At 62.6% G+C, this 19,114-nt stretch carries 14 protein-coding genes; 7 read left to right on the forward strand and 7 right to left on the reverse strand.

Annotation, left to right across the window (positions count from 1 at the left end; genetic code table 11):
- Position 1: 1 nt before the first annotated feature.
- Positions 2-1,282 carry a pyoverdine-tailoring periplasmic protein PvdN gene (pvdN, locus tag HU742_RS07870; RefSeq protein ID WP_186642175.1) on the reverse strand — a complete coding sequence of 427 codons (1,281 nt, stop codon included), beginning with the start codon at positions 1,280-1,282 and terminating at the stop codon, positions 2-4.
- Positions 1,279-2,649: a pyoverdine-tailoring dipeptidase-like protein PvdM gene (pvdM, locus tag HU742_RS07875; protein ID WP_186639972.1), complete on the reverse strand. Its 1,371-nt coding sequence runs from the start codon at positions 2,647-2,649 to the stop codon at positions 1,279-1,281. The genes pvdN and pvdM overlap by 4 nt, the downstream gene beginning before the upstream one ends.
- Before the next feature lie 204 nt (positions 2,650-2,853).
- On the opposite strand from pvdM, the gene pvdP reads away from it, so the two are divergent.
- Positions 2,854-4,470, forward strand: a complete 1,617-nt coding sequence (gene pvdP / locus HU742_RS07880; RefSeq protein ID WP_186642176.1) for a pyoverdine maturation tyrosinase PvdP — start codon at positions 2,854-2,856, stop codon at positions 4,468-4,470.
- 161 nt (positions 4,471-4,631) lie between these two features.
- Here pvdP and HU742_RS07885 read toward each other — a convergent pair whose 3' ends face one another.
- The 5 genes from HU742_RS07885 to HU742_RS07905 all read right to left on the reverse strand — a co-directional run bounded on the left by HU742_RS07885 (position 4,632) and on the right by HU742_RS07905 (position 10,866).
- Complete coding sequence (locus HU742_RS07885) at positions 4,632-4,958, reverse strand: DUF6124 family protein (RefSeq protein ID WP_186639968.1); 327 nt, start codon at positions 4,956-4,958, stop codon at positions 4,632-4,634.
- 520 nt (positions 4,959-5,478) lie between these two features.
- Positions 5,479-5,805 carry a DUF6124 family protein gene (locus HU742_RS07890; protein ID WP_186642177.1) on the reverse strand — a complete coding sequence of 109 codons (327 nt, stop codon included), beginning with the start codon at positions 5,803-5,805 and terminating at the stop codon, positions 5,479-5,481.
- Between the two features lie 529 nt (positions 5,806-6,334).
- Positions 6,335-7,735: an efflux transporter outer membrane subunit gene (locus HU742_RS07895; RefSeq protein ID WP_186642178.1), complete on the reverse strand. Its 1,401-nt coding sequence runs from the start codon at positions 7,733-7,735 to the stop codon at positions 6,335-6,337.
- A 10-nt stretch (positions 7,736-7,745) separates the two neighbouring features.
- On the reverse strand, positions 7,746-9,716 hold the full coding sequence (locus HU742_RS07900; protein WP_186639963.1) for a MacB family efflux pump subunit: 1,971 nt from the start codon (positions 9,714-9,716) through the stop codon (positions 7,746-7,748).
- Position 9,717: 1 nt separating this feature from the next.
- Positions 9,718-10,866: an efflux RND transporter periplasmic adaptor subunit gene (locus HU742_RS07905; RefSeq protein ID WP_186642179.1), complete on the reverse strand. Its 1,149-nt coding sequence runs from the start codon at positions 10,864-10,866 to the stop codon at positions 9,718-9,720.
- A 423-nt stretch (positions 10,867-11,289) separates the two neighbouring features.
- Here HU742_RS07905 and HU742_RS07910 point away from each other — a divergent pair, with 423 nt between their 5' ends.
- From HU742_RS07910 to HU742_RS07935, 6 genes are all read left to right on the forward strand, one after another.
- A complete protein-coding gene (locus HU742_RS07910) occupies positions 11,290-11,772 on the forward strand; it encodes a sigma-70 family RNA polymerase sigma factor (protein ID WP_186614792.1) in 483 nt (160 codons plus the stop codon).
- 143 nt (positions 11,773-11,915) lie between these two features.
- Complete coding sequence (locus tag HU742_RS07915; RefSeq protein WP_186642180.1) at positions 11,916-13,250, forward strand: lysine N(6)-hydroxylase/L-ornithine N(5)-oxygenase family protein; 1,335 nt, start codon at positions 11,916-11,918, stop codon at positions 13,248-13,250.
- Between the two features lie 201 nt (positions 13,251-13,451).
- Entirely contained in the window at positions 13,452-16,727 is a 3,276-nt protein-coding gene (locus HU742_RS07920) for a transporter substrate-binding domain-containing protein (RefSeq protein WP_186639957.1), read from the forward strand.
- Positions 16,728-16,880: 153 nt separating this feature from the next.
- Complete coding sequence (locus HU742_RS07925) at positions 16,881-17,315, forward strand: response regulator (RefSeq protein ID WP_186639955.1); 435 nt, start codon at positions 16,881-16,883, stop codon at positions 17,313-17,315.
- 115 nt (positions 17,316-17,430) lie between these two features.
- Positions 17,431-18,042: a response regulator transcription factor gene (locus tag HU742_RS07930; protein ID WP_186642181.1), complete on the forward strand. Its 612-nt coding sequence runs from the start codon at positions 17,431-17,433 to the stop codon at positions 18,040-18,042.
- Between the two features lie 114 nt (positions 18,043-18,156).
- Positions 18,157-19,023, forward strand: a complete 867-nt coding sequence (locus HU742_RS07935) for a pirin family protein (RefSeq protein ID WP_186639951.1) — start codon at positions 18,157-18,159, stop codon at positions 19,021-19,023.
- The last annotated feature ends 91 nt before the right edge of the window (positions 19,024-19,114 follow it).

The following is a 19,114-nucleotide window of genomic DNA, read 5'->3' on the forward strand; positions in this document are numbered from 1 at the left end:
TTCAGAGTGTCTTGCCCAGCAAGGTCATGAAGCGATCGATCTCGGCTTCGCTGTTGAGCAGCCCCGGCGCGGTGCGCACCACCGGCCCCGCATCGCGATGCACGGCGTCGGCAATCACGCGGTTCTGCATCAGGTAGGCAGCGATTTCGTCGCTCTTGCGCTCCTTGACGCGGAAGAAGGTGAAGCCCGCCGACAGCTCGGGGCTCAGCGGCGTGACCAGCTCGATCTGCGGCAGTGCCAGCAGTTGTTTTTTCAAGTAGCCGTTGAGGGCGCGGATGCGCGCCTGCACCTCGGCCTTACCCAGTTGCAGGTGCAACTTGAAGGCCTCGTCCGCCGCCCAGCGATGTTCGAAGGCGTGGTAACCGCCAGGCGTCATGGTGGTGGAAAACGCCGTGGCCTCGGAGAAGGTCGGGATGATCGGCGTGACGTACTTGAGCTCTTCGCTGCGGCTGCACACCACACCGGTACCGCGCGGACCGAACATCCATTTGTGGGTGCCGGCGATGAAGAAATCGCAATTCATCGCCGGAAAATCCAGGTCCTCGACGCCGAAACCGTGCACGCCGTCCACCACATAAATGATTCGCTGTTCATCGCTGCGGCCCTGGTTGTGCTTGTCCACCAGGGCGCCGATCTTGCCGATCGGCAGCTTCACGCCGCTGCCCGAATGCACCCAGGTCATGCCCAATACGCGGGTTTCAGGGCGAATGTTGCGGTCGATGGCCGCGAGGATTTCCTCATGGCTGGCGCTGTGGGCGTTTTCGAACAGTTTGATCTTGCGCACCCGGGTGCCGTCCCGTTGCTTGCGCAAATCTAGAATGGTGTGGGTGGCGTAGTGTTCGTGGGAGGTGGTGAGGATTTCCTGGTCGGGCCGTACTTGGACGCCGCCGTAAATCATCGCCAGGCCTTCGGTGGTGCTGCCGGTGAGGGCGATCTGCTTCGGGCTCGCTTGCAGGTAGCGGCCGGCCCAGGTGCGGACGTTTTCTTCGCGCTCTTCGGTCACGCCCAGGTCCCAGTCCATCAACAGCCCCGGGTTTTTATCCAGCGCGGCACGGTGCCGTTCGATGGCCTCGCGCACGGGGCGCGGGTGGGTGGTGATCAGGAAGTTGGAGAAGTGCAGGTAGTCCGGGTCCTGGTTGAACAACGAGCGCAACTGCGCCCATTTGTCCCGGGACAGCGGCGGCAATGGATCGGCAACGGCAGTGGATGGCAGGCTGGCGGCTAACGGCAAGCCAGCGGCGAGAATCCCGGCTTGCTTGAGAAACGTGCGGCGTTCGTTCATGGCTGGCCGACCTTTTGGGTCGAGGCGATGGCGGGGCGGGCGGCTTTCTGGACCTGATCCCAGACCCGCAGGAAGTTGCCGCCCCACAGCTTGGCGATGTCGGCCTCGGAGTAGCCACGCGTCAGCAGTTCGGCGGTGACGTTGCGAATGTCGCCGACGTTCTCCCAGCCCTTCACGCCGCCGCCTTCGTTGAAGTCCGAGCTGATGCCGACGTGGTCGATGCCAATCTTGCGCACGGTGTAGTCGATGGCATCGCCCAGGTCCTTGAGGCTGGCCTTGGGTTCCTCCTCGAGGATGCCGTAGAGCTGGCCGGCGTACTCGCCGAACTTCTGTTCCGGCCATGCGGCAATGATCGGGTCGCCCGGCATCAGCGCCATCGCCAGGTTGGGCAATGGCGGCAGATCGAAGCGTGCGCGCAGGGTGTTGAGTTTGTCCTGGGTCTTTTGCGTCAGCGGGCGCAGGTATTGGGAAAAACCGACAATTTGCACCACGCCGCCGCTGGCCTTGATCAGCTGCATTTCCTTGTCGCTGAGGTTGCGCGGGATGTCGACCATCGCCCGTGGCGCCGAATGGGAGGCCACCAATGGCGTACGGCTCAGTTGCGCGACTTGCTCAAGGGCCGGGGTCGACATCTGCGACACGTCGATGATCACCCCCAGGTCGTTCAGGCGTTTCACCGCTTGCTTGCCAATGTCGGAGAGACCGCCGAGGGCGTCCGGCGAATCATTGAAGAACGGCAGCGGCCGCGAAGAATCGGCCCAATCGTTATTGCCGATGTAGCTGAAGCCGAACATGCGCATGCCCCGCGCCGTCCACAGGTCGAGCAGGCTCAGGTCGTTGCCCAGTGGATAGGCGTTGAGCATGCTGATGAAGATCGCGAACTTGCCTTCGCCGTGCAGGCGTCGGAAGTCATCCGGGGTGTAGGCGATGGCGACCTGGTTGGGGAAGTCCCGGACCATGCCGGTGATGATTTTGTAACGCACTTCCTGCTGGTTGCGCGCCTCCTCGACGAAGCCGGCGGTGGGCTTGTGCGGCGCGTTGGGGCCGTTCCACAGCTCGGGCCAGCCGAAGATGGTCAGGGCCGCGCCAGACAAGTGGCCACGATTGGCTTTCACCAGGTCGAACTGGCCGCTGCCGTCCTTGTCGGCTTCATTGCCGGCGGTGCCGAAATCCAGCGGCACGGTGATGTGGCTGTCGAAGGACAGCAGGCGTTCGTGCAATTCCCTGGCCTCTTTCATCACTTTGACCGGGTAGCCTGGATTGTCCCGCCACCAATGGTCCCAGGCCGCGAGCCCGCCACCGACGACCAGCGCCAGGGCCAGGGGCACGCCGATGAACAGAGCCTTTTTCGAACGTGGTGTTGTCATTGCCGATCTCAGTCTGGTTCGCCTTGGAAGAACAGGCTCGAGGGCCTTTGCTATCTGGGGGGAACGAGCGGTCGGGCGGGAAATTTAGGCGCCTGCATCATCGCCATCGTCAGCAGCCGAGCGGTTTTCTTGCCTTAAATTTGTCCGCTCAGCCTACGTTCTAGCTTGGATAAAGCCCGTCCCAGGGTGAACACAGGTAAGGCAATGACGATTTCTCGACGATGGTTCATGGCAGGCCTGGCGCTGACCGGTGCCGCCGTGCCTGCGGTGTATTACGGGCACCGTGAACTGACCCGGCCGGACCCGACCATCACGCCCGGCGAGGCTTCGTTCGAGGTGGCGGACGTGGCGGGTCAACGCCGCGCCAATACACTGCGCGGCATCTGGACGATCCGTTTTACCGGACGCGATGCCGGGCTCGACGGGCTGCCGGACGATGGCCTGCAGGTGTTTCTCGACATTGCCCACAAGGGCCGTGGCCTGGTGGGTTGCCTCGACACCGCCGAGCGCCTGCGCGCCGGGGACGAACCGCGCTACCGCGTATTGGGCGACCTGGCCGGCAGCGATCCGAAGCAGCTGAGCTGGCGATTGATCGGCGCCGAGCATGACGCGCCGGATTACGAATTCATCATGACCCTGGACGAAGTCTGGGCCGGCTTTGGCAATGCCGGCACGGCCACGCTCAGCGGGCGGGTGTTGCGCCTGGATCGTCCGTTGGGGTTGCCCGAACTCGATCATCAGTTTGTTGCGGTCAAGCAGCGTTTCCCCGAAGCCCGGGAACGCATACCGCTGAGCCCGGCGTTGCTGGCCTGGCTGGTGTCACCCGAGCACCGGCTGTTCCATCAGCTCTGGCATGCCTCGCGGGACAAATGGCACACCTTGGACGAAGACAAGCGTGATGCCTTGCGTGGCATCGGCTGGCAGCCCGGCCCGAGAGGTCAGGAACGTGATGCTCGCGGCAAGCGTAAGGACCGCAATGGCTCGGGCGTGGACTTCTTTTTCATGCACCGGCACATGCTGGGCACGGCCCGTTCGTTCCAACCGCTACCGGCGTGGCCACGCTTTCCGTTGCCGCAACCGGAGCTGGAACGTGATCGCCTCGGGTTTGCCCGGTATTTCGACAACCTCGATGGCACGGCGCTGCCGCCGACCTGGCTGGCCCGTGGTGATGAGCAGTACGCCCAGTGGGTCAGCGACATCAAGACCGCCGAGACCTATCACAGTAATTTCCAGGTTTGGGAATCGCGCTATCGCGACCCGCGCTACCTGTCGAAATTGACCTTGGGCCAGTTCGGTTCGGAAGTGGAACTGGGCCTGCACGACTGGCTGCACATGCGCTGGGCCTCGGTACCGCGTGACCCGTCCAACGGCCACCCGGTGCCGTTCGCCCGCGACCAGGCGGACTTCGCCCAGCGTTGGTTCGAGCCGGAAAACGACTTTCTCGGTGACCCGTTTTCCTCCCATGTGAGCCCGGTGTTCTGGGCTTTCCACGGTTGGATCGACGATCGCCTCGAAGACTGGTACCGCGCCCACGAGCGCTTCCATCCGGGCGAAGTGAGCCGGCTCGAGGTCAGCGGCGTGCCTTGGTTCGCGCCCGGTCGCTGGGTCGAAATCGCCGACCCCTGGCTGGGACCGGACACCCACGGTTGCAGCACCACGCCGGGGTTGCAGAGCGGACGCTCGGTAGAGATGGACCCGGAAACCATGAAACTGGCGTTGCGCATCACGTTTGGCAGCGACGATGACAAGCTGTCCCAACTGTTCCGCCGCGTGCCGCAACGGCCGTGGTATGCGCGTAATCTGAAGTCCAAGCCGGTTTAACTCTTTCTGTCTGGACTGATCGTTCCCACGTTTTGCGTGGGAATGCAGCCAGGGACGCTCCGCGTCCCCAAGAGCCGAACGCAGAGCGTCCGTAGAGGCATTCCCACGCGGAGCGTGGGAACGATCGAAAATGTCACTTGGCTTGAGGTTAGTGTGAGGTTTCAGCGCGGCGCGGCGATGTCCAGGGCGCGGTTTGCCAGTAGCTCGCCGAGTTCGATCATCTGCTGGATCGCCAGCGCGAAACTCCGTCGCGAGCCTTCCAAATCAAACGCCAATTCGCTGGCCATGACGTTGACCGAGGCGAGGGTTTCGCTGAGGTTGGCCAACAGGCATTCCATGTCCGCGCCTTCTGCCACGGTGAATAGCTGGCCCGGCGGTGGACTGGGTTTTTCAGGTTTGGGATCGAGGTAAAAGGCGAGGGCGCGGTCGGCGGCTTCGTCGAGTTTCCTGGAATCGTCTTCGGGGGGAATGGGGGTGATCTTGAACATTCTGCAGCTCCTGGTTATTTCAAGGCGCTGCCAGACATCACTTGCAGATGATGGGTGGTAGCTATGTGCAGGTCTGCAAGACCGGGAAACCAGGAACCCGGCAGACCCGAAGGTCTCCCGCACACAGCCGCCATTGAGCGACACGGATGTGTCGATTGGCTTGTGGCTATGCGCCTGGTATTTCGTCGAGCTTGCAGACCCGATCACTGATGGGCAGTGGCGGAAAACAAGTTATCGACAGGTGGCCAGACGCACAAGCCGGCGGATTCTGGCGTAGTTGTAGGCAATGACGCAAGGCAACGTAGCCTCGATCGGGAGTCCTACATGGCCCGATAAACAGAACCAAAGCCGAACACTATTTTTGACGAGACGAATTACCCGTGGCGAGGGAGCTTGCTCCCGCTGGGCTGCGCAGCGGCCCCAAGATTTTGCGGTCGCTGCGCACTGGAGCGCCAGCCCGCCCGAGCGGGAGCAAGCTCCCTCGCCACGGGTTCACTTGGCTTGGGATTTTCTCTGAGTGTCAGCGCGGCGCGGCGATGTCCAGGGCGCGGTTCGCCAATAGCTCACCGAGTTCGATCATCTGCTGGATCGCCAGTGCGAAACTCCGTCGCGAGCCCTCCAGATCAAAGGCCAATTCGCTGGCCATGACGTTGACCGAGGCGAGGGTTTCGCTGAGGTTGGCCAACAGGCATTCCATGTCCGCTCCTTCTGCCACGGTGAATAGCTGGCCCGGCGGTGGATTGGGTGTTTCAGGTTTGGGATCGAGGTAAAAGGCGAGGGCGCGGTCGGCGGCTTCGTTGAGTTTCCTGGAATCGTCTTCGGGGGGATTGGGGGTGATCTTGAACATGGTGTAACTCCTAGTATTCATTTTCAGGAGCCGACACCATCGCTACCAAACGATTGGGTGGCGGCCGCACGCGGGTTGGTAGACCGGAGCACTAGGAACCCGGCGCGCCCGAAGACGCCCTGCGCACGGCCACCATGAAACAGATGCCCAGACAGCATCTGCGAAGGGTGGCGCTTGCGCCTAGTTGACTCGCGGGCTACCAAACCCGATCGCTGAAATCAGCGACCCGGAAACAGTAAAAGCCACGAGCCAGACGCACAAGCCGGCGGATTCTGGCGTAGTTGTAGGCAATGACGCAAGGCAACGTAGCCTCGCTCGGGTGTCCTACATAGCCCGATAAACAGAACCCGAGCCGAACACTATTTTTGAAGAGACGAATTACCCGTGGCGAGGGAGCTTGCTCCCGCTGGGCTGCGCAGCGGCCCCAGAACCAGCCGCCTCAAAACACCTGGCCCACCGATGCGCTTGCCATTGGGGCTGCTACGCAGCCCAGCGGGAGCAAGCTCCCTCGCCACGGTGGTGCTCGGCTTTAGATCGGCGCCACCCGCCAACCCCCACCCAACGCCTTGTACAACGCCACGCTCGCCTGCACCCGCGCCAACCGCAGTTGCACGTTCATGTCCTGTGCCGCGTACAACGTGCGTTGGGTTTCGAGCACGGTGAGCAGGTCTTCGGCGCCGGCCTGGTAGCGGCTTTGGGCAATGTCGAAGGCGGTCTGGGCCTGGTGCAGTTCTTCGGTCTGCCATTGCCGTTGCTGATCCAATCCGTTGATGCTGTTCAGGGCTTTTTCGACGTCGGCGAAGCCGTTCACGATCGCCGCGCGATAGGTTTCCAGCAATTCTTCTTGCCGGGCGCTGGCCCTGTCCCGTTCGGCCCGCAGGCGGCCGTTGTTGAAGATCGGTGCGGTCAGGCCGGCGCCGAGGTTGTAGACGTTGTTGCGCAGCAATTGATCGGCGATGTCGGCGCCAGTGGCCAAGCTCAGGCCCAGGGTGACCGAGGGCAGCATGGCGGCGCGGGCCACGGTGATATCAGCCTGAGCGGCGGCGAGGCGTGCTTCGGCGGCGGCGATATCGGGGCGGCGGCGCAGCAGCTCGCTGGGCACGCCGGCGTTGATGGCGGGCCAGTGCAAGCGGTCGAACGGTTCATCGTCGAGCTGGAGCGACTGCACCGGTTGGCCCAGCAACGCCGCGAGGGTGATCAACGCTTCGCGGGCTTGTTGTTGCACTTGCGGCACGCGGCGTTGTTGGGTCGCCACCAGGCTTTTTTGCTGGGACAGCTCCAGGGCAGTGGCGCTGCCGGCGTCGTAGCGGGTTTGCACCAGCTTCAAGACGTTTTGTGCGTTGGCCAGGTTCAGTTCGGCGATCCGCTGTTGTTCGCGCAGCGATAAGGCTTGGGTGTAACTGTTGGCGACGCCGCTGAGCAAGGTCAGCTCCACCGTCGCCCGGTCGAACTGGCTGGCCGACAGCGAGCTCTGCGCGCTGTCCCGGGCCGCCCGCTTGCCGCCCCAGAAATCCAGCTCATAGCTGGTGCTGAGGTTGGCGTCGTAGTAATCGATGGTGCGGTTGTCCCGGTCGACGTCCAGTTGGCTGTAGCCTTTGCCGCGCAACAATTCCTGGCGATTGCCGTTGAGCCCGGCCGTGACCGCGGGCAGCAACGGCGCGCCGGCGATCACCGCGCTGGCCTGGGCCTGGCGCACCCGGGCCATGGCCGCGGCCAAGTCGAAGCTACCCAAGCGTGCCTGTTCGATCAATTGATCGAGTTGCGGACTGCCGAAATGCGTCCACCATTGTTGGTTATCCGCTCGGCTGCCAGGGGTGTCGAGGCTCTGCCAGGCCTGGGGCGGCTGGATGCCGCTGTCCGGTGCCGACGCAGGAGTGGCGCAGGCCGCCAGCAACAGGCTGGCGGCCAGAAGGGTCAGGTGCGCTTTCATAGGGTGGGGTTCATTCACTGGTGAGGGCCGCGACCGGGTCGAGGCGAGCCGCCTTGCGGGCGGGCATGAAACCGAAGACGACGCCAGTGATCAGCGCGCAACCGAAGGCGCCGAACACCGCCAGCCATTCGAAGGCCACGGCGATCTTGCCCAGCAGCAATGCGCCGCCCACCAGCAAGGCCAGGCCGATGCCGGCCAATCCACCGACCACGGAGAGCATCACCGCTTCAGTCAGGAACTGGCGCAGGATGTCGCGCTGGCGGGCGCCGGTGGCCATGCGGATGCCGATCTCCCGAGTCCGTTCGCGCACCGTCATGAGCATGATGTTCATCACGCCGATGCCGCCCACCAGCAGTGAAATCGCCGCAATGGCCCCGAGCATCAGCGACAGCGTGCCTTGGGTGCGGGCCTCGGCCTGGATCATCGCGGCGTTGTTGGTCAGCTCGAAATCCTGCTTGCCGTCATGCAGGCGCAACAGGGTGCGGGAAACGGCGTCCTCGGCTTCCTTGACCTTGCCGGCGTCCCGCGCCGCGATCACTACGTATTCCGGATGACGTGTGCCGAACAAGCGCACGCTGGCGGCGGAATAGGGCACCGCGATGCGATTGTCGGCGTCCGAGTCGCCAGAGCTGGCGCCTTTTTCGGCCAGCACGCCGACGACCTGGAACGGTACGTTTTCGATCAGGATGTAGCGGCCGATGGGATCGACGACATCCTTGAGCAACTTCTGCCGGACCTTGTAGCCGATCACGGCTACCGCTGCTGCGCTGCGTTCGTCGGCTTCGCTGAAGTAACTGCCCTGGGCCACCGGCCAATTGAAAATGGTCGGGAAGTTGGTGTCGTTGCCGCCCACATAGCTGGTGTGGTCGAGGTTGCCGAAACGCACGTTGGCGTTGTTGCCGTTGACCGGCATGATGCGCTGCACTTCGGGCAGGGCGGCGAGGGCGGCAATGTCGTGTTCGCTGATGATGCCCTTGGTGGCGCGCGGATTGGGTGCCGTGCCGTTGAGGTAGATAATGTTCGAGCCGAAGGCGCCCATCTGGGCCATGACCTGGCGCTTGCTGCCTTCGCCCACGGCCAGCATCACCACCACCGAGGCCACGCCGATGACGATGCCGAGCAAGGTCAGGGCGGTGCGAAAGCGGTTGATCCACATCACTCGCCACGCCGCTTGTACCGCGTCGATCAGCTCACCTTTCCAGGCACCGTTGTGCTCGCTGCCGGCGCTCAGGCGCTGGCGCAGGTCCACCGCTTGCAACGCGTTCGGATTGGCTTGTGGGGCGGTCGGCGAAGCGGTGGCGCTGTCGCTGATGATCAGCCCATCGCGGATTTCGATGATGCGTTTGGCCCGCGCGGCCACGTCGCGATCGTGGGTGATCAGGATCACCACATGACCCTGGCTCGCCAGTTCGTCGAGTAGCGCCATGACCTCGATCCCGCTCTGGCTGTCGAGCGCGCCGGTGGGTTCGTCGGCGAGGATGATGTGCCCGCCGTTCATCAAGGCCCGGGCAATCGATACCCGCTGTTGCTGCCCGCCGGACAGCTGGTGGGGACGGTTGCCGGTGCGGCTTGCCAAGCCGAGGCGTTCGAGCAGGGCGCTGGCCCGGGCGTGGCGCTCGGCGGCCGAGGTGCCGGCGTAGATGGCCGGCATCTCGACGTTTTCCTGGGCGCTGCCGGAGGGGATCAGGTGGTAGCCCTGAAACACAAAGCCAAACGCTTCGCGCCGCAGCCAGGCGAGTTCGTCGCTGCCCAGGCCGGCGACGTCTTCGCCGGCGAAAAGATACTCGCCACGGGTGGGACGGTCGAGGCAGCCGAGGATATTCATCAGCGTCGATTTACCGGAGCCGGACGCCCCGACAATCGCCAGGAACTCCCCCGCATGGATCGACAAGTCGATGCCACGCAAGACTTCCACCCGTGGGCTGTCGCCGCCGCCGTAGGCCTTGCGAATGTCCCGCAGTTCGATCAGGGGCGTATCCATTTCAGCCCCCGCTGCCGCTGGCCGGTCCGATCAGCACCCGGTCGCCTTCGTTCAGACCCTCGATAATTTGCGTGCGCAGGCGGTCGCTGACGCCGGTGCGAACAGTGCGCGGCTGGACGTCGCCATTGTCGGCCAGCACCCGTACCTGACCGGCGTCCTGCAAGGCGGCGATGGGCACGGTCAGCACGTCCTTGGCTTGGGCGGCGACGAAAAATACCTGGGCGGTCATGTCGGTCATCAGCGCGCGGTCGGCGTTGTCGACGTCCAGCAACACGGTGTAGAGCACCACCCGTTCGCTGCCGCTGCGGCCACCGGTAGGGCCGCCGCCCTGGCTGGCTTCCAGCGGGCGTGGCGGCACCGGTAGGACCTGCCGCACGGTGCTGCTCCAGCGCCGGCTGCCACCGGCCAATGTCGTGAAGTAGGCGGTCATGCCCGGCTTGACGTGGCCGATGTCGGCTTCCGAAACTTCGGCCCAGACCGTCATCGGCGACAGCCGCGCAATGCGCAGGATCAGCGGGGTTTGCTGCTGGGCGTTGAGGGTCTGGCCTTCCCGGGCACCGATGGCGACGACGGTGCCGCTCATCGGCGCATAAATGCGCGTGTAGCCCAACTCGGCCTCGTCGCTGCGCAAGCTGGCCTGGGCCTGGCGGATCTGCGCCTGGAACATGTCGATGCGCGCCTGGGTCGCCCGCACTTCGGCCTGGGCGGTCTGCACATCTTCTTCGCGAGTGGCGCCGCCGGCCTTGAGTTGCTGCTGGCGACGGAATTTCTGCTGTGCCAGGTCGTGTTGGGCGCGCTGTTCCTGGAGCTGGGCCTTGAGGTTCTCAATGGAAAAGCGCCCGGCGTCGAGCCTGGCTTTTTGCGTGGACGGGTCGATTTCTACCAATAGCTGGCCTTCGTGGACCTCGTCACCGGCTTCGACATGGATCTTCTGGATCTGCCCGGACGCTTGAGCGCCCACATCCACGTAACGCCTTGGTTGCAGGGTGCCAAGGGCGGTGACGCTGTTTTCGATATCGCCACGGGTGACGGCGACGGTGGCCATGGGGGCACGGTTCGGCGCAACCGCTTGCCACGCAGCGAAAGCCACGGCCGGCAAGAGGGCGAAGGTCAGGAGCCAGGCGGGTCGGGTGAGGCGGGGACGATTCATGCAGGGTTCCGGCCAATGATATCGGGCCCCGTCGCAGGAGCAGCAGGGACGGGGGGGTGTTCTGGTAGACGAGCGTTACGGGCGGGAATTTAGCGGGTGCCAGTTGAACGACACTAACCCCGTGGCGAGGGAGCTTGCTCCCGCTGGGCCGCGAAGCGGCCCCAAAACTGAGCCCCAGTTTTAAAAATGTCGCCTGCCTTGGGCCTGCTGCGCAGGCCAGCGGGAGCAAGCTCCCTCGCCACAAAAGCAAATACCTGGCGCTACTGGGAATAAACGAAGCCGCCTTGATACAAACCAAAGCTTTAAATCTATATGAGAATTACTATAAATTACGCTATTGAATCTGCCACTATCGTGCCATGCGATTTTTCGGCATGCCGGTTGGCACAGGGATAGTTGTCGCAGACATTGCGCACGGGAGTCATGTTGGAAAACTACTATCGCGAACTGGTGTGTTTCCTGAACGCCAGGCTAGGCAACCGCCAGGCGGCCGAGGATGTGGTGCATGACGCCTACGTGCGGGTACTGGAGCGCGCCAGTGATACGCCCATTGAGCAACCCCGGGCGTTCCTTTATCGCACCGCATTGAACCTGGTGATCGACGGCCATCGGCGCAATACGCTGCGTCAGGTCGAATCGCTCGACGTATTGGACAGTGAGGAACGCTTCTTCACCCCATCGCCCCATACCAGCCTCGACCACGGCCAGCGCCTGGGCATGCTGCAACGGGCCCTGGCCGAGTTGCCACCGCTGTGTCGCGAGAGCTTCCTGCTGCGCAAGCTCGAAGGCTTGTCCCATGCGCAGATCGCCGAGCGCCTGGGCATTTCCCGGGCGTTGGTGGAGAAGCACATCGTCAACGCCATGAAGCATTGTCGGGTGCGCGTGCGGCAGTGGGACGCGCCTTGATTCACCTTCACTGATCGCGCAGCGGTAAATTTCCCCACACCGTCCTCGTTCCTCTCAACAGACGACTTGACGGCCTTACGCGGGCCGAGCGAGTCACCAGGCTTTCGCGCCCTGTTGAGGGGCTTCTCCAGAGGACACTGGACATGACTCAGGCAATTGCTGCGCCCAACGTTCACGACTTGATCGGCATCGGCTTCGGCCCCTCGAACCTGGCGCTGGCCATTGCGCTCCAGGAGCGCGGCCAGGTCCAGGGCGAGCTGGATGTGCTGTTCCTCGACAAACAGGCCGACTATCGCTGGCATGGCAACACCCTGGTGACCCAGAGCGAGTTGCAGATCTCGTTCCTCAAGGACCTGGTGACCCTGCGCAATCCCACCAGCCCGTATTCGTTCGTCAATTACCTCAAGCACCATGGCCGCCTGGTTGATTTCATCAACCTTGGAACCTTCTACCCGTGCCGCATGGAGTACAACGATTACCTGCGTTGGGTCGCGGCGCAGTTTGCCGGGCAAAGCCGCTACGGCGAAGAAGTGCTGCGCATCGAACCGGTGCTGCACAACCAGCAAGTCGAAGCGCTGCGGGTGATTTCCCGTAGTGGCCAGGGTGAGGAATTCGTACGCATCACCCGTTCGGTGGTGGTCAGTGCCGGTGGCACGCCGCGTATTCCCGAAGCGTTCAAAGGCTTCAAGAATGACGCCCGGGTCTTCCACCATTCTCAATACCTGGAGCGCATGGCGACCCAACCCTGCGTGAGCGGCCAGCCAATGAGCATCGCCATTATCGGCGGCGGGCAAAGCGCGGCGGAGGCCTTTATCGACCTCAACGACAGCTTCCCGTCGGTGCAGGTCGACATGATCCTGCGCGGCTCGGCCCTCAAGCCGGCGGACGACAGCCCGTTCGTCAACGAAGTGTTCTCCCCGGAATTCACCGACCTGGTGTTCCAGCAACCCCATAGCGAGCGCGAGCGCTTGGTCAACGAGTACCACAACACCAATTATTCAGTGGTGGACATTGACCTGATCGAACGCATCTACGGGATTTTCTACCGGCAGAAGGTATCGGGCGTGGCGCGCCACGCCTTCCGCACCCTCACTACGGTGGATCAAGCCACCGCCACTGACGCCGGCGTGGAACTGGCGGTGCGCAACAATGCCACCGGTGAACTGACGGTGCGCCGCTATGACGCGGTGGTGCTCGCCACCGGTTACGAGCGGCAGATGCACCGTACGTTGCTCGAGCCGCTGGCGCCGTACCTGGGAGATTTCGAGGTGGATCGCAACTACAAGTTGATCACCGACGAGCGCTGCAAGGCCGCGATCTACATGCAGGGTTTCTGCCAGGCCAGCCATGGCCTGAGCGACACCTTGTTGTCGATCCTGCCGGTGCGCGCCGATGAAATCGCCGGCTCTCTCTATGAGCATGGCAACCATCGCGGGCAGGGGCATTCGGTGGGCGACTTGAAGCTGGCCATGGCGTAGGTCTCAGCAACGAAATAGTCCCAATCCCACGCTCGCCGGGAAATTCCTCAGAAACTTCCTACACTCTCAACGTGCCTCCTGGTTTCGGCTGGCGGGTACGTTGACGGTTCGCTGTTCCCTCGCTTTGGCAGTTCGAACCTATCAGCCGGTCGCTAGCCTGTAGCGCTCCGGGCCGATTTCGCCAAGCGAAACCCTGATCCAATGATGCTGTTTCTGCGCACAGGCCTGGCGGCGATATGGCTGGGCTTAGCATGTGTGGCGCCACAGGTGGGTGCCGAACCCGAGTCGCTGCGCGTGCTCGGGCGTTCCACCGTGAGCGACTATTCCGTGTCCCTGGACGAGGCCGATCGGCGCTGGCTGCGGCAAAAGGGCCGGTTGCTGCTGGGTGCCTCGGCGCCGGATTATCCGCCGTTCAGTATCACCGCAAATGACCGGGATTATGAGGGATTGACGGCTGATTACGCCCAATTGCTGGGGCAGCTGCTGCATGTCGAGATCCAAGTGCGGCGCTACGCGTCACGGGACGCATCGCTCCAGGCGCTGCGCGACGGGGAGATCGATCTGCTCGGCACCGCCAACGGCTTCGAGGCCAGCGATCCCGCGCTAGTCATGTCCCAAGCCTACGCCGATGACCTGCCCACCCTGGTGGCCCGCGTCGACGACAGCGAGGATGTGCCCACGGACCTGGCGGGCAAGCGGGTAGCGATGCTTTATCACTACTTGCCACCGGACCAGGTCGAGGCGTTCTATCCCGACGCCACTTTGCAGTTGTTCCCCTCGACCTTGAGCGCCATTGGCGCCGTAGCGTTTGGCCAGGCCGATGTCTACCTGGGAGATTCGATCAGCGCCCATTACCTGATCAGCAAGAACTACCTGAACAACGTCCAGTTGGTGGATTTTTCTCGCATGGAAGTGCAACCCTTCGCCTTCGCGGTCAGTCGCGACAATGGGCGGCTGTTGCGCATCGTCAATGCCGCCCTGCAAGCCATTCCCGTTGGCGAGCGCATGGGTATCCTGCGGCGTTGGAGCGCCGGCGGGGCGAGCGTGGCGGGTCAGCCAGCGGTGCATTTCAGTGTCAATGAACAGCGTTGGCTCGACGCACATCCGCGGATCAAAGTGGCGGTCAGCGAACATTTCCTGCCGCTGACTTTTTTTGACGAGCAGGGCCATCTGCGCGGTATCGGTGCCGACGTGCTGGCCAGGATCAGCCTGCGTACCGGCCTGAAATTCGACATCCAGCGTGGCGACTCGGTGGACGCACTGATCGGCCTGATCACCAGCGGCAAAGCCGACGTGCTGGCGACCGCCATCCCCAGTTCCGAGCTCGAGGATGAGTTGCGTTTTACCCGACCGTACCTGACGAACCCGTTCGTGCTGGTGGTGCCCATCAAGGCCAGGGACGCGTTGACGGTGGATCGGATGGCTGGCAAGCGACTGGCGTTGGTGCGAGGCAACGTACTGCGTGACTACCTGCTGGAGCAGTTTCCCGGCGTGCAACTGGTATCGGCGCAAAACGCCGCCGACGCCATGGCCATGGTCGCTGCGGGCACGGCGGATGGCGCGATCAATTCGTTGATCAGCGCCCGCTATATGATTTCTCGCCAGTATCGCGGCTCGCTGCAAGTCACCAGCACCGTGGGCACGGTGCCCGCGCGCGTTGCCCTGGCAACGAACCGGGACGCGCCGCAACTGTATTCAATCCTGGACAAGGCGCTACTGAGCATTTCCCCCGAGGAAATGGATGAGCTGACCAACCGTTGGCGCAGTGAAGTGGTGATCGACGACAGCTACTGGCTGCGCAACCGCACCACCATCGTCCGAGGGTTTGCCATCGCCGCGCTGCTGTTGTTGTTGACGTTGGGCTGGGTCATCTACCTGCGGCGGCTGCTGGAGCAGTTGCGCGTGGCCAAGGCCAGCGCCGACGATGCCAACCGGGCCAAGACCACGTTCCTGGCGATCATGAGCCATGAAATCCGCACGCCGATGAACGCCGTGATCGGCATGCTGGAACTGGCGTTGAAAAAAGCCGATCGGGGCGTCATGGACCGGCCCGCCCTCGAAGTTGCGTCGAGTGCTGCCCAAGGCTTGTTGGATTTGATCGGCGACATCCTCGACATCGCTCGCATCGAATCGGGACGGCTGTCGCTGGTGCCCGAGCGGGCCAACCTGCGGGCCTTGACCGAGTCGGTAGCGAGAATGTTCGAAGGCCTGGCCCGGCAGAAACAGCTGCGTCTGCAACTGGACCTGGATGCGGCAAGCAATCATGACGTGTCGATTGACCCGCTGCGCTTCAAGCAGATTGTCTCGAACGTTCTGAGCAATGCCATCAAGTTCACCGACCAAGGCTGCGTGCGCCTGGGCTTGAGAACCGAACCGACGCGTGACGGCAAGCGTCTGGACATTCACCTGCGGGTCGAAGACACCGGCGCCGGAATATCCGCCCAGGACCAGCGACGGCTGTTCAGCCCGTTTACCCAAGTTGGCGACAATACCGAAGCTGCTCGCGGCGGTTCCGGGTTGGGGTTGGTCATCAGTCGCACCTTGTGCGAAATGATGGGAGGCAGCCTGCGGCTCAGTAGCGTGCCGGGGCAGGGCACGCAGGTCGAAATCCTGCTGGAGTTGCCGTTGCTCGAAGCCGTGACCCAAGCGCCAGCGGTCCAGGACGAGACGCTGGCGCCGGCCCAGGTGCTCAACGTCCTGGTGGTTGACGACTACCCGGCCAACCGCTTGTTGTTGTCCCAGCAGATGAATTACCTGGGCCACGTTGCGCATGAAGCTGAAGACGGCGCCGAGGGTTTGCGTGTGTGGCGCGCCGGGCACTTCGATGTGGTCATCACTGACTGCAACATGCCGCTGATGAGCGGCTACGAACTGGCGCGCGCCATTCGCAACGAAGAGCGGGTCCAAGGCTTGTCGCCAACGAAAATCCTCGGGTTCACGGCCAATGCCCAGCCCGAGGAAAGAGACCGTTGTCTTGCGGCGGGCATGGACGATTGCCTGTTCAAACCCATCAGCCTCAAGCAACTGGATGCCTGCCTGGTATTGATCACGGCCGGTTCCGCCGTGGAGCCGGCCGCCGCCGCTGACGACTTCGATTTGACCAGCCTGGAACAACTGACGGGCGGCGACAGGATTTCACTCGGCAAGTTGTTGCAGGAGCTGATCGATAGCAATGCGTTGGACAAGGCTCGGTTGCAGCCATTGTTTTCGCGTCACGACTTGCCCGGGTTGTCCGATCTGGCGCATCGGATCAAGGGCGGGGCACGGCTTATCCAGGCACAGCGGCTGATCGCGGCCTGCGATGCACTGGAAAGCGCCTGTCGGGCGGGCGCCGTTTCGTCACTCGCCGAAGCGGTAGACCTATTGCGCCAGGCGATGGAACGCCTGGCCGAACGGCTGGAAATTCATATGGCGAGCGCACGCTTCGTCACCGGGTCGCAACGAGGTGCGATTGAACCTTCAGGCAACCAGGACTGATCGATGGCTGCAGAACCGCAGGTCGTTTGGCGATTTTTCCGCCTGCTTTTGGGATTCGTCCTACAGCGTCGCTAAAAACCTTCCTCTAGCCTGACGCGACTTAACGTTCCCAAGCCGGTTCGTACCTGTCGCGTCGCCATTGGAATGCCTGCCATGCCAAATAAAGCATTACGTATCATGATTGCCGACCCGTTGCATTTTCACCGAATGCAGTTGGAACGCCTGTTCAATCACCTGGGCTATTTCCGCATTGCGCCGGTGAGTGACGTGCATGAGTTCCTGACGTTGGTGGACTATGGCTGCGAGCCGTTCGACCTGGTTGTCGTCAACGCCATCTTGGCAGAGGGTGCGCTGGACCTGCCTGGGTTCTGTCTCGATAACCCGCAAGTCCGTCATGGCCTGATCTATAACACTCAGGAAGCTGCGCTGGGGACGTTGCCCGCCAGTGGACGAGCCAGTTTGCAAATGACTACCGCCCAGTTACCCGATGCTGTTTCGCTGCGGCGCCTGATGAAGGGCGTCGATCCCGAGGCCAGCGAGTCGGCCCAACCCTGGGGAGGCACCGTCAGACAAGGGCACGGCGGCTGATGCGCGCCGTTGGTCGGCACTGTCAGATCTGACAGGTGGCGCGACCAATTACCTGTGTAACAGTCCGGTGCAGTCATGGCGTCGGCGCCGTTTGCATTGACTCCGGGGAGCTGTATTGAAAAAAGTACTGATTGTCGATGACCACCCTGTCATCCGAGGGGCGCTGCGGCTTGTCTGCCAGAACGAAGGATTCGCTGTCACGGATGTCAGCGGCGCGACCGAGGCCAGGACCCGCATCAAGGACGATGTTCCGGAGCTGGTGATCCTGGACCTGGTGATGAACGGTTTCGATGGCCTGGACCTGTTGGTCTGGATCACTGGCCAGTATCCGGGGTGCGCCGTGCTGGTGTTCACCTCCCAGGATGCCCAGCATTTCTGCAATCGCTGTATCTCGGCCGGGGCCAGGGGGTTCGTGACCAAGAAAAGCGATTTGAAAGAGCTGATCAAGGCCATTCACGCCATGAAGTCCGGCTATTCCTATTTCCCCCAGATGCCCGTCAGGCTGGATTTCCAACAACAATCCGAGCAGCAGGCGCTGGAGAGGCTGTCCACGCGCGAGCTTTCCATTTTACGGATGCTGGAGATGGGCATGCGAGGCAAGGACATCGCCGAGGCGTTGTTCCTGAGCCCCAAGACAGTCAGCACCTACAAGACCCGCCTGTTGGAAAAGCTTGGGTTGAATTCCCTGGTGGGCCTGTCAGAGTTTGCCAAGCGCAATCAGCTTTGAAAATCACCGTTCTGTGAATAGAACGCTAAGACCGATTTTTGCAGTCTGGTGAACTAACGTCGTGGGTTTTAAGCTGTGTTCATCGAATCGCATTACCTGATTTGGAGACGCAGCTTGAAACAGATTATTGGCCTCTACACCAGTCCAAGGCCGCACTGGGTCGGCGACGGCTTCCCGGTTCGCACGCTATTTTCCTACGATAACCTGGGCAAGCACATCAGCCCATTTCTGCTGCTGGACCATGCGGCCCCCACCGAATTTGCGCCCACCCATGAACGTCGTGGCGTCGGCCAGCACCCGCATCGCGGTTTCGAGACCGTGACCATCGTCTACCAGGGCGAGCTGGAACACCGGGACTCCACCGGCAGCGGCGGCAAGATCGGCCCCGGAGATGTGCAGTGGATGACCGCCGCTTCTGGGATCATCCATGAAGAGTTTCATTCCGAAGCTTTTGCCCGGCAGGGTGGTTTCATGGAAATGGTCCAATTGTGGGTCAACCTGCCAGCCAAGGACAAAATGGCGCCGGCCGGCTACCAGACCCTGCTCAAGGGAGACATCCCGAACATCGCCCTGAAGGACGCCGCCGGCAGCCTGCGCCTGATTGCGGGTACGTTCGAGGGCCATCAAGGCCCGGCGAAGACCTTCACCCCCATCGACGTCTGGGATATCCGCCTGAATGCCGGCAAGGACCTGACGCTCGACCTGCATGAAGGCCACAGCACCGCGTTGGTCGTGCTGCGTGGCTCGGTCCAGGCCAATGGTCGCGAGCGGGTGGAGGCGGGGCAATTGGCCCTGTTCGAGCGCGCCGGTGATCAATTGAACCTGCACGCCGACACCGACGCGGTATTGCTGCTGCTCAGCGGCGAACCGATCGATGAACCCATCGTCGGCCATGGTCCGTTCGTGATGAACAGCGAGCAGGAAATCCACCAGGCCTTCGAGGATTTCCATTCCGGGCGCTTCGGGGGTATGGACGGCTGAGGCGCAGCGCGCTCCTACAAGGTTCTTTCGGCGATCTCTACAGCCGGCTGATTCTGTGCCAATCTTCTCGCCAATGACCTTCTGGAGCTGT

It is taken from the genome of Pseudomonas marvdashtae, assembly GCF_014268655.2.
Classification (GTDB): domain Bacteria; phylum Pseudomonadota; class Gammaproteobacteria; order Pseudomonadales; family Pseudomonadaceae; genus Aquipseudomonas; species Aquipseudomonas marvdashtae.

Coding starts and splice junctions, on each gene's coding strand:
- HU742_RS07890 (WP_186642177.1), bottom strand. CDS start 5,805: ATGTTCAAGATCACCCCCAATCCCCCCGAAGACGATTCCAGGAAACTC.
- pvdM (WP_186639972.1), bottom strand. CDS start 2,649: ATGACAACACCACGTTCGAAAAAGGCTCTGTTCATCGGCGTGCCCCTG.
- HU742_RS07885 (WP_186639968.1), bottom strand. CDS start 4,958: ATGTTCAAGATCACCCCCATTCCCCCCGAAGACGATTCCAGGAAACTC.
- HU742_RS07905 (WP_186642179.1), bottom strand. CDS start 10,866: ATGAATCGTCCCCGCCTCACCCGACCCGCCTGGCTCCTGACCTTCGCC.
- HU742_RS07895 (WP_186642178.1), bottom strand. CDS start 7,735: ATGAAAGCGCACCTGACCCTTCTGGCCGCCAGCCTGTTGCTGGCGGCC.
- pvdP (WP_186642176.1), top strand. CDS start 2,854: ATGACGATTTCTCGACGATGGTTCATGGCAGGCCTGGCGCTGACCGGT.
- HU742_RS07925 (WP_186639955.1), top strand. CDS start 16,881: ATGCCAAATAAAGCATTACGTATCATGATTGCCGACCCGTTGCATTTT.
- HU742_RS07910 (WP_186614792.1), top strand. CDS start 11,290: ATGTTGGAAAACTACTATCGCGAACTGGTGTGTTTCCTGAACGCCAGG.
- HU742_RS07915 (WP_186642180.1), top strand. CDS start 11,916: ATGACTCAGGCAATTGCTGCGCCCAACGTTCACGACTTGATCGGCATC.
- pvdN (WP_186642175.1), bottom strand. CDS start 1,282: ATGAACGAACGCCGCACGTTTCTCAAGCAAGCCGGGATTCTCGCCGCT.
- HU742_RS07900 (WP_186639963.1), bottom strand. CDS start 9,716: ATGGATACGCCCCTGATCGAACTGCGGGACATTCGCAAGGCCTACGGC.
- HU742_RS07920 (WP_186639957.1), top strand. CDS start 13,452: ATGATGCTGTTTCTGCGCACAGGCCTGGCGGCGATATGGCTGGGCTTA.